This is a genomic window from Streptomyces sp. NPDC002055, assembly GCF_040296705.1.
In the GTDB taxonomy this organism is placed as follows: domain Bacteria; phylum Actinomycetota; class Actinomycetes; order Streptomycetales; family Streptomycetaceae; genus Streptomyces.
In genome coordinates this window covers 1-14,322 of the sequence record NZ_JBEOXS010000037.1, presented here as the reverse complement: position 1 = coordinate 14,322, position 14,322 = coordinate 1, and the positions used below count along the sequence as shown (strand labels likewise).

The 14,322-nt window shown below is 74.0% G+C and carries 9 protein-coding genes and 1 pseudogene; 2 read left to right on the top strand and 8 right to left on the bottom strand.

Annotated features, from left to right (window positions below):
- Positions 1–45: 45 nt before the first annotated feature.
- The 7 genes and pseudogenes from ABT112_RS22565 to mshD form a co-directional block, all read right to left on the bottom strand.
- On the bottom strand, positions 46–1,419 hold the full coding sequence (locus tag ABT112_RS22565; protein ID WP_351512263.1) for a hypothetical protein: 1,374 nt from the start codon (positions 1,417–1,419) through the stop codon (positions 46–48).
- Complete coding sequence (locus tag ABT112_RS22560) at positions 1,416–2,255, bottom strand: hypothetical protein (RefSeq protein ID WP_351512261.1); 840 nt, start codon at positions 2,253–2,255, stop codon at positions 1,416–1,418. Before ABT112_RS22560 ends, ABT112_RS22565 begins: the two co-directional genes overlap by 4 nt.
- Positions 2,256–2,705: 450 nt before the next feature.
- Positions 2,706–3,101 (bottom strand): NUDIX hydrolase, encoded by a 396-nt coding sequence (locus ABT112_RS22555; protein ID WP_351512360.1) that lies wholly within the window; start codon positions 3,099–3,101, stop codon positions 2,706–2,708.
- Between the two features lie 356 nt (positions 3,102–3,457).
- Positions 3,458–4,522: a CHAD domain-containing protein gene (locus ABT112_RS35400; RefSeq protein ID WP_502975413.1), complete on the bottom strand. Its 1,065-nt coding sequence runs from the start codon at positions 4,520–4,522 to the stop codon at positions 3,458–3,460.
- Positions 4,523–4,849: 327 nt separating this feature from the next.
- A pseudogene (locus ABT112_RS22545) lies at positions 4,850–5,161 on the bottom strand (CHAD domain-containing protein); the annotation flags it as partial.
- 358 nt (positions 5,162–5,519) lie between these two features.
- Positions 5,520–7,871, bottom strand: coding sequence for an RNA degradosome polyphosphate kinase (locus tag ABT112_RS22540; RefSeq protein ID WP_502975410.1), 2,352 nt, complete (start codon positions 7,869–7,871; stop codon positions 5,520–5,522).
- A gap of 820 nt (positions 7,872–8,691) precedes the next feature.
- On the bottom strand, positions 8,692–9,630 hold the full coding sequence (gene mshD, locus ABT112_RS22535) for a mycothiol synthase (protein WP_351512258.1): 939 nt from the start codon (positions 9,628–9,630) through the stop codon (positions 8,692–8,694).
- Between the two features lie 331 nt (positions 9,631–9,961).
- On the opposite strand from mshD, the gene ABT112_RS22530 reads away from it, so the two are divergent.
- Together ABT112_RS22530 and ABT112_RS22525 are read left to right on the top strand one after the other, a co-directional pair.
- The gene (locus tag ABT112_RS22530; protein ID WP_351512256.1) at positions 9,962–11,767 is read left to right on the top strand and encodes a bifunctional metallophosphatase/5'-nucleotidase; all 1,806 of its coding nucleotides are present in this window, start codon (positions 9,962–9,964) and stop codon (positions 11,765–11,767) included.
- A 582-nt stretch (positions 11,768–12,349) separates the two neighbouring features.
- A complete protein-coding gene (locus ABT112_RS22525; protein ID WP_351512254.1) occupies positions 12,350–13,702 on the top strand; it encodes an LmeA family phospholipid-binding protein in 1,353 nt (450 codons plus the stop codon).
- 225 nt (positions 13,703–13,927) lie between these two features.
- Here ABT112_RS22525 and ABT112_RS22520 read toward each other — a convergent pair.
- Positions 13,928–14,322, bottom strand: a 395-nt coding sequence (locus tag ABT112_RS22520) for an ATP-binding protein (protein WP_351512252.1), incomplete at its 5' end; no start/stop codon positions are given.

Sequence of the window (14,322 nt, the reverse complement as noted above, 5' to 3'; positions counted from 1 at the left end):
TCGGTCGGTCCCGTGCGGTGCGCGGACGGGAGTGGGGCCATGTCGTCACAGGCCCGGGAAGTGCGGATCCGCCTGCGGGGCGGCCGGGGCCGGTCCTCCGCTCCGGGGTCCGCCCCGGGCCGCCCGTCGGCTCGCGGTGTCGAACAGCGGCGGGCGGCCCGGGGTTTCGTACGGGAAGCGGAACGCGGTGCCGGCCTCCGGCAGATCCACCAGATCGCTCAGCACCCGCTCCACCGGTCCCAGCCGGCCGGGCGGCGCGCCCTGCCCGTAGGTCTCCTCCAGCCAGGCCCGGCCCAGCGTGTCGACGCTGTGCCAGGCGGCCTGCCGCTCGCCCTCCGGCGGCACGCGGACCACCGCGGCCTCGGCGGCCGACACGGCCCCGGCCCCGGTCCCGGCCCCCGGTGCGGCGGACAACGGTGCGACGGACACCGATGCGGCGGACACCGATGCGGCGGACACCGTGGCCGCGACCGTCTCCGCCAGGTGCCGCGGCACCGGCCCCGCGGCGGCGACCGCGATCCGCATCCGGAAGACGCGGCCCCCGTAGCGCTGGGCCGCGTCCTGGTACAGCGGCGCGGCCCGGATCGCGAACGGGTCCGGCGGCACCGGCTGCTGGTACACCGGGTTCGGCGTGCCGGCGACCGCGAGGCGGCCGTACTCCTGGGCGAGGTAGCCGAGCCGGGCCGGCAGTCCCTCTCCGGGGGCGGACGGCTCCAGACAGACGCCGATCATGCTCGGCCGGTCCTGACGGGCCAGTTCGTTCCAGACCGGTTCCCAGGACACGGCCTGTCCGACCAGCGGGAACACCATGACGCCCACCCGGAACCGGGCGTCGTGCCGGGTGGACGGCGCCCAGGCCAGCCGCTTACGGACCTCGGCCAGGCCACCGTCCCCCGGACCGCTGCCCCCACCGGGGCCGGGTCCTGGTCCTGGTCCTGGTCCTGGTCCGGCACTGGTCCCGGTTCCGGTTCCAGCTCCGGTTCCGGTTCCGGTTCCGGTTGCACCAACGGCTCCACCACCGGCTCCGAGGGGTGTGAGCGCGCGCCGCACCCCCGCCGCGTCGAGCCCGACGGCCCGCACGTGCCGGGGTACGGAGAGCAGGCGCGGCCGCAGCGCGCGGGCGGCGCTCTCCGCGCTCTGCCGGTCCCGGTCGTGGACCTGGCCGAGCAGGGCACAGGAGATCCGGCCGGTGTCCGGCTCGTTCCAGTAGCGGATCTCGAACCGGTGCCGCCCGTCGGGGACCCACCGCTCCGCAAGCCAGGCCCGTTCCCGGACCGCCGCCTCGGCCGTGCGCCGCTCCTCGGGCAGACCGGCGAAGCCGCCGTGCTCCGACAGGGCCGCCTCGGGTTCGAGCCGGGCGCCCACCCAGGCCCAACTGCCCTGCGAACCCGAGGAGACCAGCACACCGTCGTCGGTCATACCGTGCCGGGACCTCCGGCCTGCGGCGGGACACCGGGGCGCGGCGGCATCGACGGAACGGGGACCGGCGGGGGCGCCGGGGCGGCGGGCACGTCCTCGTCGACGACCGGCGGCAGCCCCTGCGGGAAGCCGTAGGAGTCGGGGACGTCGATGCCCTCGATCGCCACGAACAGGCCCTCCCGGCAGGCCAGATGCACGGCCTCCCGCATCGCCTGCGGACGGTCGGCGCGCATCATCTGCTTCTCGGGCGTGTTCTGCCCCAGCACGCCGCGGAACAGGTCCCCGACGAACTGCGCGAACAGCGCGGCCCCGCGGCGCGACCGCCACATCGTCCAGCCGAGGTAGAGGCTCGATCCGTAGCCGAACACGGAGACGTACGCGGTGTACGGGCCGTCGTCGAGGACCAGCCGGTGACTGATGCTCTCCGCGTCCCGCCCACCGGTCCTGATCCGGCGTTCCTGAACGGCCAGCGGGCTGCGCCGGAGCCGCAGCGTGCCGCGGATCTGGCTGTAGACCGATGTCGCCCGGTCCTCGCGGTCGGCGAGGAGGACCCGCCAGGCGCCCAGCGGCTCCCGGACCCGGGACGCCAGCAGGACCAGCCAGAAGGCCGCGGTGGAGGCGATGAACGCGAACATCAGCCAGGCCGCGCCCGCCGCACCCCCGTCGGACGACGACCCGTAGGCCCCGTACTCGGAGGACGCGCCGAGGTCGGCCATCAGGGCGATCAGCCCGATGAAGGCCGGGACCATGGCGACGAGGACCGAGGCGAAGAAGGCCCGCAGCACCAGGAAGAGAATGAACCGGCCGCTGACGCCCTCCGCGAGGGACAGCTCCATGTCTCCATGACGCAAGGTTTTGTCGAGATACGCGGCGTTGCCGTCGCCTCCGCGCCACCCCGGTAACTGCATACCGTCGCCTGTGATCACCACTGCCCCCCAGAGGTCTCGCGTTGGTGCCGAGGTGCGACAGAATGCCACGTCAGCGACCCAAGTGCACTGCCTGTGACGGAACTTGACACCAAGTTTCCACGGCCCGGCGGCCCCCTTCCCCCAGGCTGTACGACTCATCCGGCGCACCCGCACCGCCCGGCTCGCAGGAGGCTGCCGACACCTGACCGGATCGGAGGCATCCGCGATCGAAGTGGTCGTGAAATCGACCGGAATGCGCTCGGAATTGGAGCGTTCGATGACGGCGGGCGGGTGCCGCTCGGGAGAGCACTGTCGGGGCCCTGTCATTGGCCGACCGGTCCGCGACGATGGCCCACGCACCGCCCCGCACCGGTGGGCTCAGGCCATGTGGAGCACGTCGCGGAAGGCGTCGACCAGTTCCCGGTCGCGTTCGTGCGTGAGGCGGACCCGGGCCGCGTCCGGGGGGAGCCAGAGGAGGCGGTCGACCTCGCGGTTCGGCACGAACTGCCCGTCGGTGGCCTCGGCGGCCCAGTAGTGGACCAGCTTGGGGCGGTCGTTGGCCACGTAGTGGGCGGTGGGGAGCGGCGGTCCGGGTGCGCAGGCGTATCCGGTCTCCTCCAGCACCTCGCGCAGCGCGCCCCGCAGTGGTTCCTCGCCCCGCTTGAGCTTGCCCTTGGGGTGCGACCAGTCGTCGTACTTCGGGCGGTGGACCAGCGCGATCTCGACCTCCCCGGCCCGCGGGGAACGCCGCCAGAGCACGCACCCCGCCGCCAGTACGGTCCTCCCGACGAAGGGATACGGCCCGGCCGCGGGATGCCGCCCGGCCGCGGGCTCGCCGGTGGACGGTTCGTGGGTGGACGGTTCGCCGGTGGACGGTTCGTGGGTGGACGACCCGTTGCCCGGGCCGTCGTCCGGAGGGCCGGCGGCCCGGGGCTCGTCGTCCCGAGAGCCGGTGCCCGGAGAGGCGATGCCCGGAGAGCGGCCGTCGTCCCGAGAGCCGGTGTCCCGAGGACCGGTGTCCGTGGAGTCGCCGTCCCGAGGACCGGTGTCCGGGGGGCCGTCGTCCCGAGGACGGGTGTCCGGGGGGTCGTCGTCCCGAGGGCCGGTGTCCGGGGGGTCGTCGTCGCGGGTCACCGGGTGGTCACCGCCCATCGCTGCCAGAGCCTGCCGAAGGCGAACCGGGCCGCCTCCACGTCGTGCCGCTGATCGGCGTGGAGCACGCCCAGGGCGTACGCCGTGGCGGGAGCGATCCGCGGGGTGCGGGCGGCAGCCGCGGCTGCTGCCGCCGCCTCGGCCGCGTCGCGGTGCCGCTCCAGGGCCTGCGCCGCGCCGGAGAGCCGCACGCTGAACGGCGGCTCGTCTCCCCCGCCGGGCACCGGCCGCGGGTCCACCGCCTCCATGACCTCCTCGGCGTACCGGCACAGCCGCAGCAGCAGCCGGACCTGGTGCCAGGGCGCGTCCTGCTGCTCCGCCGCCGGAGGCGCGTCGGCCGCCGCCGTGGCGGCGAGCCCGTGCACCAGGGCCTCGGCGTTGTACGGGTGCCCGGCCCGGTACAGCGGCAGGGCGTCCACCGCGTCCGCCAGCCGCCGGTGCACCTGGTCGGCGAGCGGCCGCAGTGCCGCCTCCGGGGGTCCGGCGGCGGCGACCGTGTCGAGCGGTGCCTCCGAGGCCAGCACGGCCACGCTGTCGGCGACCGCGTGGAACCGTGACGAGCCCAGGACCTGGAGGGCCTGCGAGTGCGCCCGGGTCCGGGCGAGCGTGAGCTGCCGGTCCAGCAGGGCGGCGGCGCGGGCGGCGCCCACCGTCAGCGCGCCGGGGGCGGTGGCCGTGGCCTGGGCGGTGGTCCGCTGCTGGGCCCTCCGCTGCCCACCGGCGGCCCCGCCCTTCCCGGGCGTCCCGGCCGCCCGGGCCGTCCCGCCGGTCCCGGCCGCCCCGCCGGTCCCGGCCGCCCCGGCCGTCGTCGCGGATCCGGGCGCGCGCTGCGTTACGACCCGCTCCCCGTTCTCCCCGCTCGCCAGGTTTCCGTTCGCCGCGGCTCCGTTCGCCGCGCTTCTGTTCGCCGGGCTTCCGTTCGCCCCGGAGTCCGCCCCGTATCCCGCATCAGTCCCGTATCCCGAGCCCGACCCGTACCCCGATTCCGCCCCGTACCCCGATTCCGCCCCGCACCCGGTGGTCCCGGTGGTCCCGGTGGGCAGCAGGTCCCCGGGGGCGGGCAGTTCGGCCTCGCCGAGCGCGAGCGGCCGGACGGCCGGGCCGTCACCGTCGTACGCGGCCGGGCCGCCGTCGAAGGTCTGTCCGCCGTCGAAGGTCTGTCGGCTGTCGAGGGGCTGTCCGCCGCCGTGAGACGGTCCGCCGTCGGAGGCCTGCCCGCCGGTCCCGCCCGTGCCCGTGCCCGTGCCCGTGCCCGTCAGGTCGTACCACTCGGTGGCGCCCCGGCCGCTCTCTCCCGCCCCGGCCGCCGCCACGGGCGACGGGTCCGCGCCGGAGAGCCGGTGCAGGGCCGCGCGGAGCCGGACCAGCCGGGCGGCATAGGCGTGTTCGCGGGCCAGCGTGCCGGCCACCCACGCGAGTTCCGCGCGCAGCGGGTCCGACCAGGCCGTGTCCGTCAGCGGGCGGAAGGTGTGCAGCGCGCCGCTGATCCGCCGCGCGGACCGGCGCAGCCGCCGCCCCGCCTCGACGGCTTCCTCCGCGTCGGATCCGCTCTCCCGCTGCAACCGCAGGCTGCGCAGGAACTCGGTCGCGTGCGCGTGCAGGTACCCGGCCAGCACCTCGCCCGCGGTCGGGGCCGGGGGCGCGCCCCGGACCGGCCTGCCGCCCGTGCTCTCCGCCACCATCACACGCACCCCTCGTGCCGGTTCCTCCCCGCCGTCCGCGGCCGGACGGCCGCGGACGGCGGATTCCCGGCGGTCCTGGCCGTGGCGCTGCCGCCACTCCCGGTGCCGCCCGTCCTCGTCCCCGCGGCCCCCGCCGCGGTGGTCCCCACGTCTCCCGGGGCGGCGGTCCCCGCCCCAGCGCACCCCGTCGCGTTCGTCGTCGCGTTCGTCGTCGCGGCGCTCCCGGCCGGGGTGTTCGGCCCGCCGGCCCGCCGGGGCCGGCGCGTCCGCGGCGCGGGCCGTAATCTCCCGCTCCGGACCGGTCCCCGGAACGCTGTCGCCGTGAACGCTGTCGCCGTCACCGGCTCCACCGGCGGATTCATGATGTCGCTGGGCCACGCCGGCGCCTCCGGGCGTCGATGAGCATTTCCTGGACGTTGGGCAGCCGCTGCCCCTCGGCGTCCGTCGCGTGCCGCGTCCAGTTGCCGTCCGGGCCGAGGTGCCAGGACGCGGTCGCGTCCGACATGCCGGTCTCCAGCAGCCGGGTCAGGGTGGCCCGGTGGGCCGTGTCGCTCACCCGGACCAGCGCCTCGATGCGGCGGTCCAGGTTGCGGTGCATCATGTCGGCGCTGCCGAACCAGACTTCGGGCTCCCCGTTGTTGCCGAAGGTGAAGATCCGCGAGTGTTCCAGGAAGCGCCCGAGCACGCTGCGCACCCGGATGTTCTCCGACAGCCCCTCGACCCCGGGCCGCAGCGCGCAGATCCCGCGCACCCAGACGTCCACCGGCACCCCGGCCATCGACGCCCGGTACAGCGCGTCGATGACGGCCTCGTCCACCATGGAGTTGACCTTCATCCGGATGTACGCGGGCCGGCCGGCGCGGCGGTGCGCGGCCTCCCTGTCGATGCGCTGTATCAGGCCGTCGCGCAGCGACTTGGGGGCGACGAGCAGCCGCCGGTAGTTCTCCCGCCGGGAGTAGCCGGACAGCCGGTTGAAGAGGTCCGAGAGGTCCGCGCCGACCTGCGGGTCCGCGGTGAGCAGCCCCAGGTCCTCATAGAGCCGCGCCGTCTTCGGGTGGTAGTTGCCGGTGCCGACGTGGCTGTAGCGGCGCAGCGTGTCGCCCTCCTGCCGGACCACCAGCGACAGCTTGCAGTGCGTCTTCAGCCCGACCAGGCCGTAGACGACATGGCAGCCCGACTCCTCCAGCTTGCGGGCCCACTTGATGTTGGCCTGCTCGTCGAAGCGGGCCTTGATCTCGACGAGCACCAGCACCTGCTTGCCGGACTCCGCGGCGTCTATCAGCGCGTTCACGATCGGCGAGTCGCCCGAGGTGCGGTAGAGCGTCTGCTTGATCGCCAGCACGTCGGGGTCGTCGGCGGCCTGCTCCAGGAAGGCCTGCACGGAGGTGGAGAACGAGTCGTACGGGTGGTGCAGCAGCACGTCGCGCTCGCGCAGCGCCGCGAAGATGTCCGGGGCCTGCGCCGACTCGACCTCGGCGAGGTCGCGGTGGGTCCCCGCCACGAACTTCGGGTACTTCAGCTCGGGCCGGTCCAGCTTCGCTATGCCGAACAGGCCGGTCAGGTCCAGCGGGCCCGGCAGCGGGTGGACTTCGGCCTCGGAGATCTTCAGCTCCCGGACCAGCCGGTCCAGGACCTCCGGGGCCATCGACTCCTCGACCTCCAGCCGCACCGGCGGGCCGAAGCGGCGCCGCATGAGCTCCTTCTCCAGCGCCTTGAGGAGGTTCTCCGCGTCGTCCTCCTCGACCTCCAGGTCCTCGTTGCGAGTGACCCGGAACATGTGGTGGGCGAGCACCTCCATCCCCGGGAAGAGCTCCTCCAGATGCGCCGCGATCACGTCCTCCAGCGGCACGTACCGCTGCGGGGAGGCCTCCAGGAAGCGGTGGAGCAGCGGCGGCACCTTGACCCGGGCGAAGTGCTCGTGCCCGCTGACCGGGTTCCGCACCACGACGGCCAGGTTCAGGGAGAGCCCGGAGATGTACGGGAACGGGTGCGCGGGGTCCACGGCCAGCGGCGTGAGCACCGGGAAGATCTGCTGGCGGAACAGGGTGAACAGCCGCGCCTGCTCCTTCTCGGTCAGATCCGGCCAGCGGATCATCTGGATGCCCTGCTCGGCGAGCTCCGGCAGGACGTCCTGCTGGAAGCAGGCGGCGTGCCGGGCCATGAGCTCGCGGGAGCGGTTCCAGATGAGGTCCAGCACCTCGCGGGGCTGGAGCCCGGAGGCGGACCGGGTGGCGACCCCGGTGGCGATCCGGCGCTTCAGGCCGGCCACCCGGACCATGAAGAACTCGTCCAGGTTGCTCGCGAAGATCGCCAGGAAGTTGGCGCGCTCCAGCAGCGGGGTGGCGGGGTCCTCGGCGAGTTCCAGCACCCGCTCGTTGAACGCCAGCCAGCTGCGCTCGCGGTCCAGGAACCGTCCCTGGGGCAGCTCGCCGTCCCGGTCCTCGTAGCCGTCCTCGTAGCCGTCGAGGTCGGCGTCGAGATCCGGTTCCAGGTCGGAGTAGGCCGCGGCCGCAACGGTGTGGGTACGGTGCGCGGCGATGGAGCCGACCGAGGGCTGGACGTGCTGGGCCGGAGCCGGAACGCTGGAGTCGCTCATGTCCTCATTGTTCCGCGCCCACGCGGGTTCGGGCGCGTCGGATGGGGGCGGGGAGAGCGGCGGAGGAGCGGCACGGAGCCGTCTCGTGGGGGATTTCGGCACAGCGGGCTGCATTCAGTGATGCTCGCAAGCAACGTTGAATCGCCGGTAACGCGCACATGGCGGCCAGGCAAGCGGGTCCCTTCCCGGGGGTGGACACGGCCCGGCTCCCGGGGGCCGTGCCCCGGTTCCCGGCGGGGCGCGCGGGCCCGGGCGGGGTGCGGAGCCGCCGTTGCGGAGTGCGGCTACGGCCCTCCTCCGCGGCGTTCCGCTTCGGGCTTCTCCGCGGGGCCACCAGGGGCGGCGGGGGCTCCGGAGCCCGCCGGGATCCGGAGGCTGCGGGGGTTCGCCGGGTCCGGGGACTGCGGGGTCCGCCTGGTCCGGGGACTGCGGGGCCCGCCGGGGTCCCGGGGCCGCCGCCGCACGTCTTCCGCCACCAGGCTGCCCAGCCCGGCGGGCGGTCACGCATGACGGCCTTTTTGCCTCCCGGTCGGGGACTCCCGACGTCACGAGGGGGGACCGGAGGGGCGGGGGACTTCGGCAGGTGCCCCTCGGCCGGGGTCCGAGGCTCTGGCCATGGGTTTCCGGGACTACTCCATCCGGGTGCCGACGAGCGCCCGCCGGGGCCTCCTGCCGGAGGCCGGAAGGGCGCCGGTCCGGCGCGGGCTGCCCACGGGCGGCGGCCCGGCCGTACCCGGTGCCCACCCTGATCAGCTCTCCACCCGGACCGGCTCACCACCCGGCTCAGCTCACCGCCCGGACCGGCTCACCGCCCTGATCAGCCCACCGCCCGGACCGGCTCACCGCCCTGATCAGCCCACCGCCCGGACCGGCTCACCGCCCTGATCAGCCCACCGCCCGGCTCAGCTCACCACCCGGCCCGGATCCGGGTCGCTCAGCTCTCCGTCCGGTACATCAGATCCGTCTCGTGGGTGACGAACCCGAGCCGTTCGTAGACCGTGACGGCCGCGGTGTTGTCCGCGTCCACGTAGAGCATCGCGGTCGGCAGCGCGGACGCCGCCAGGTGCCGCAGCCCGATCGCCGTGAGCGCCTTCCCCAGGCCGCCTCCCTGCGCGCCGGGGACGACGCCGACCACGTAGACCTCACCGAGCTGTTCGGCGGCGTGCACCTTGGTCCAGTGGAAGCCGACGATCCGGCCCTCCCGCTCCGCCAGGAAGAAGCCCTCCGGGTCGAACCACGCCTCCGCCATGCGGTCGTCGAGGTCCCGCTGGGTGAGGGAGCCCTGCTCGGGGTGGTGGGCGAAGGCCGCCGCGTTCGCCGCCAGCCACGCGGCGTCGTCCTGCCCCGGCCGGAAGGTCCGTACGGTCACGCCCTCCGGCAGCACCGGGTCGGCGAGCGAGAGATCGGCCAGCGGGCGGCGCATCTGCCGCAGTTCCCGGAACAGCGACATGCCCAGCACCTGTGCCAGGTGCCGTGCCGCCGGGTGCCCGCCGTGCGCCCACATCCGCAGCCGCCGCCCCGAGGCGTCCAGCAGCGCGCCGCCCAGCGCCCGGCCGTGGCCGCGCCCCCGGTGTCCGGGGTGCACGACCAGTTCGGCGGCCGGTGCCTCCACCGGGTCCGTCTCCTCCAACTGGGCGTAGCCGGCGAGCGTCCGGCCGCCGTCGCCCTCGTCCGCGTACAGCAGCAGATGCCGGACGCCCTCGCGGCGGCCGCCCCGCAGTTGCAGCCGGCCCTGCTCCGAAACGGCGGGCTGCCCGTCGATCCGGGCCGCCTCCTCCAGCAGCTCCGAGACCGCCTGCGCCGTCTCGGGCGCCACCTCGTCGAGAACCTCGATCTTCCGCACCGCGCCCGTCCCGTTCACCACGTTGCTCATGTCCTGAGCCTACGACCCGCGGGTTCCGGGGGAGCCCTGCCGCCACCGGGAGACACGGTGCCTCCGCCCGTCCGCCGCCCGTGACCCCGGGGCGCGGCCGGCGGCCCGCCGCCCCCGCCGTCGTGCACGGCCCGCCGGGTGCCTCCGGAGCCCGCGGACCGGCCCCGCTCCCCCGACCCGTCCGCCCCAGGTTTCCGGCCACACCGTCGCAACCTGCTCGTTACCACCGGAGTCCTGACACGCTACGCGCGTTGACCATAAGCTGCCGCTCGACTCGACCACGTCAGCGATTTCCGCTGTCGCACAACTCGCTGTCCGCAAAGGGGAACTCATGTCAGCGACACCTCAACGGCGCCGCACGGCCCGCCGTCTGACGATCGGTGCCGCGGTGCTCGCGGCCACGGCCGGGGCGCTGTCCGTCGCCGTTCCGGCCGGGGCCGACAGCAACGGGCACGGCCGCGGTCACGGCCGCACCGTCGATGTGCAGCTGCTCTCCTTCAACGACTTCCACGGGAACCTCGAACCGCCCGCCGGCTCCTCCGGCCAGGTCACCCAGCAGAACCCGGACGGCACCACGCAGAAGATCGACGCGGGCGGCGCCGAGTACCTCGCCTCCTCGCTGCGCACCGCGCGGAAGGGCCACCCGTACAGCGTCACCGCCGCCGCCGGCGACATGATCGGCGCCAGCCCGCTGGTCTCCGGCCTCTTCCACGACGAGCCGACCGTCGAGGCGATGAACAAGCTCGGCCTCGACGTGACCAGCGTCGGCAACCACGAGTTCGACGAGGGGCGGACCGAACTCACCCGCATGCAGAAGGGCGGCTGCCACCCCAAGGAGGGCTGCTTCGAGAAGGGCAAGGTCTTCAGGGGAGCGGACTTCCCCTACCTGGCCGCCAATGTGACGGACGAGAAGACGCGCAAGCCGATCCTCAAGCCGTACACGGTCTGGAAGCACCGCGGGGTGAAGATCGGCTTCATCGGGCTGACTCTGGAGGGCACCCCGGACATCGTCTCCGCCAATGGCATCAAGGGCCTGAAGTTCCACGACGAGATCAGGACCGTCAACAAGTACGCCAAGGAGCTGAACCGGCGCGGGGTGAAGTCCATCGTCGCGCTCATCCACGAGGGCGGCGCACCCGCCGGCGGCTCGTACAACTACAACTGCGACAGCCCCGGCCAGGGCGACGGCATCTCCGGCCCCATCGTGGACATCGCCAAGGGCATCACCCCGAAGGTCGACGCGCTGGTCACCGGCCACACCCACCAGGCGTACGTGTGCACGGTCCCGGACCCGGCGGGCAAGCCGCGGATGGTCACCTCGGCCTCCTCGTTCGGCAAGCTCTACACCGACACCACGCTCACCTACGACCGCCGCACCCACGACATCGTGCGGACCAAGGTCGCGTCGGCCAACCACGTGGTGCGCCGGGACCAGCCCAAGGCCACCGACATGACCGCGCTCATCCAGCGCTGGAACAAGCTGGCCGCGCCGGTCGCGAACAAGCCGGTCGGCTACATCTCCGGCGACATCCCCGGCCGCGGCGCCGCCACGTACGAGTCGCCGCTCGGCGACGTCATCGGCGACGCCCAGCTGGAAGCCATGGCCCCGGCCGACAAGGGCGGCGCGCAGCTCGCCCTGATGAACCCGGGCGGCATCCGCTCCGACCTGGTGCAGAAGGCGTCGGGCAGCGAGGGCGACGGCGTGGTCACCTACGGCGAGGCGTTCACCGTCCAGCCGTTCACCAACATGATGACGGCGGTCGACCTCACCGGCGCCCAGCTGATCACCGCGCTCCAGCAGCAGGTCAGCGGCCCGAACGAGGCCTCGCCGAAGATCCTCCAGGTCTCGAAGGGCTTCACCTACACCCTGGACATGACGAAGACCGGCGCCGCCCGGATCGAGACGGACTCGGTGAAGCTGAACGGCACGGCGATCGACCCGTCGAAGACGTACCGGGTCGCGATGAACGAGTTCCTCTCCGGCGGCGGTGACGGCTTCACGGCGTTCAAGGAGGGCCGCGACAAGTTCGTGGGCCAGTCCGATCTCGACGCGCTCACCGCGTACTTCGCTGCGCACTCGTCCGCGGCGCAGCCGCTGGCGCCGCCGAAGGCGGACCGGATCACCGTCGTGAAGTAGCCCGCGCGGATCACGGTCGTGAAGTGACCCGCGCGGATCACGGTCGTGAGGTGACCCGCACGGCGGGAACCGGCCCGTCACGCAACTGACCCTCTGCGCACGGGAGTCGTCCGGACACCCGCGGTGCGCCGAGCACCGGTACGGCCCGGCGGGGCACGATCCCGCCGGGCCGTCGTGCGTGAAGAGCGCCCGCCGGCGGCCCGTCCCTCCTCCGTCCCCGCCGCGTCCGTCACCCCCGCGTCCGTCACCCCCGCGAGTGACCAACGGCGGTGATCCGGAAGGCCGTATACGGCTGAACGCGGCCGGTCACCGGCGGTCGGCCGGCCCCGTCCGGAGCCTCCCGGTCCGCTTCCCCGCGTGGGCCCCGAGCGCTGCCGCACCTGTTCCGACCTGCCCGGGGACACTCCGCAGCGCACGGCGGGTCCGCTGCCCCCGGGCACGGCACCCGCGCCCGCCCCAACGTGAAATCGCTCGCATTAACCGAGGTTTAACGCCTGAACTTGCATTCGAGGGTGCGGTTCGTGATCGGATATACCGATGCGACCCCCCACACGACCTCCCGAGTCAGAGCCGAGGCCGTCGGTGCGCAACCCGTACGAGGACCTCGCAGCGCTCGCCGACCCCGAAGAGGACTACGGCGACAGCTCACACCGGCGCCTCGAGGACGACGTCCTGGGGCTGGGGCTTCGCGCGGACGACGAGCAGGCCGACGAGGAGTGGACCCGGCCCGACCACCGCCGGGGCAGGCGGCGCCGGGGCCGGTTCGCCGCCCTGCCGATCGCCCTCAAGGCAGTGGTGGCCGTCGTGGTGGCCATGGCGTTCCTGGTCGTCGCCGACCGCTGGGCCGTGCTCTATGCCGAGCAGAAGACGCAGGAGAAGCTGAAGGATTCGCTGCATCTGGCCACCGAGCCGGATGTGACCGTGCACGGCTTCCCCTTCCTGACGCAGGTGGCCGACAAGCGGCTGGACAAGGTCGACATCGCCATCCCCGACGTCGCCGCCGACCGCGTCTCGCTGGCGCGGGTCGAGGCGTCCGCCTCCGACGTGCAGCTCCAGGGCGACCTGCCCACCTCCATCAAGGGGGCGGTCATCGGCCGGATGCAGGGCAGCGTGCTGCTGTCGTTCGACGACCTGAACCGGGAGCTCGGCTCCTCGCAGGTGAGGTTCACCGAGATGGGGCGCAGCTCCGTCCGGGCCGAGGGCAGCCTGCCGGTCGCGGGCCACGACCTGCGCATGAAGGCCGAGGCGCACATCCGGCGGGTGGGCGGCCGGGGGATCGCCACCGACATCAGCGGCATGCAGCTCAACATTGCCGACATCGCCGTGTTCCGGCCGGGGAAGGGCGAGGGCGAGGGGCTGCGGCTGACCCGCAAGGGCGCCGAGGAAGTGCGCCGCAACCTGGCCCAGGCGAAGGCCCTGCTCTCCATCCCGTCCCTGGCCGAGCGGCTCGGCGTGCCGGACTCGGCGATCGACCGGACGGTGCGCAGCGAGGAGGAGCTGCACCGGGTCACCGGGGCGCCGCGCTTCGTGAAGCAGGTGATGAAGCTCAACCTCGTCGACGTCCTCGTCGATCACCCGTGGCTGCTGAAGAAGATCGGCATCGACCCGGGGCTGGCCTCCGGGCTGACCGAGCTGACGAAGCCGGACCTGTCGAACCGGTTCTCCCTCTCCTTCCAGCTCCCGAAGGTGCCCGGATACGTCCGCCTCCAGAACATCTCGGTGGAGCGCGAAGGCATCCAGGCCGACCTGTCGGGGATGGACATACCGCTCGGCGACGCCGAGAAGAAGGACGCGGAGAAGAAGGGGCCGGCGAAGAAGGGCGCGAAGTCCGAGTCGTCCGAGTCATCCGAGAAGAACGACCAGGGCAAGAGCGACCAGGGCGACAAGGACAAGGGCGAGAAGTCGCAGAAGCCCGAGGGCGGCAAGGAGCACTGAGGGCCCGCCCGCCCCGCCGGCGCCGCCGCGCCACCCGCTGTCCGAGCCCCGCTCAGGCCTCCGCGCCGGGCGGGGCTCGTCGTTTCCGCGGGGCGGGGGCGGCGGCCGAACCGGTGCCCGGCCCCGGGCCGGGTCCAGGGGCCGGAGTGGTGGCCGAACCGGTGCCCGGACCGGGCCGGGTCGCCGACCCGGCCACCTGCCACCTGTCACCCGCCGGCCGGCCGGCTACGGCGCCGTCTCCGGCGGAGGCGCGCTCGACCCCGGCAGCGCGAGGCGGGCCAGCGTGCCGCCGCCCGGTGCCGCCTCCAGGGTCACCGTGCCGCCCGCCTGCTGCACCGTGCGGGCCACGATCGACAGCCCGAGCCCCGACCCGGGCAGGCTCCGCGCCGAGGTGGAGCGCCAGAAGCGTTCGAAGACGTGCGGGAGTTCGTCGGCCGGGATGCCCGGGCCGTGGTCCCGCACCGTCAGCGCCCCGCCCCGGAGCCGGACCTCGATCGCGCCGGCGCCCCCGGCCGGAACGCCCGCCCGCCCCGTACCGGCCGCCGAGGCCGCACCGCCCGGCCGCTGCGCCTGCTGGCGCTCGCCCCCGCCGGCGTCGTCGACGCGCACATCGCGTCGGC

Bases quoted from the DNA above. Each gene is read 5' to 3' on its own strand.
- ABT112_RS22565 (WP_351512263.1), bottom strand. From the start codon at position 1,419: ATGACCGACGACGGTGTGCTGGTCTCCTCGGGTTCGCAGGGCAGTTGG.
- mshD (WP_351512258.1), bottom strand. From the start codon at position 9,630: ATGAGCAACGTGGTGAACGGGACGGGCGCGGTGCGGAAGATCGAGGTT.
- ABT112_RS22560 (WP_351512261.1), bottom strand. From the start codon at position 2,255: ATGGAGCTGTCCCTCGCGGAGGGCGTCAGCGGCCGGTTCATTCTCTTC.
- ABT112_RS22530 (WP_351512256.1), top strand. From the start codon at position 9,962: ATGTCAGCGACACCTCAACGGCGCCGCACGGCCCGCCGTCTGACGATC.
- ABT112_RS22540 (WP_502975410.1), bottom strand. From the start codon at position 7,871: ATGCAGCCCGCTGTGCCGAAATCCCCCACGAGACGGCTCCGTGCCGCT.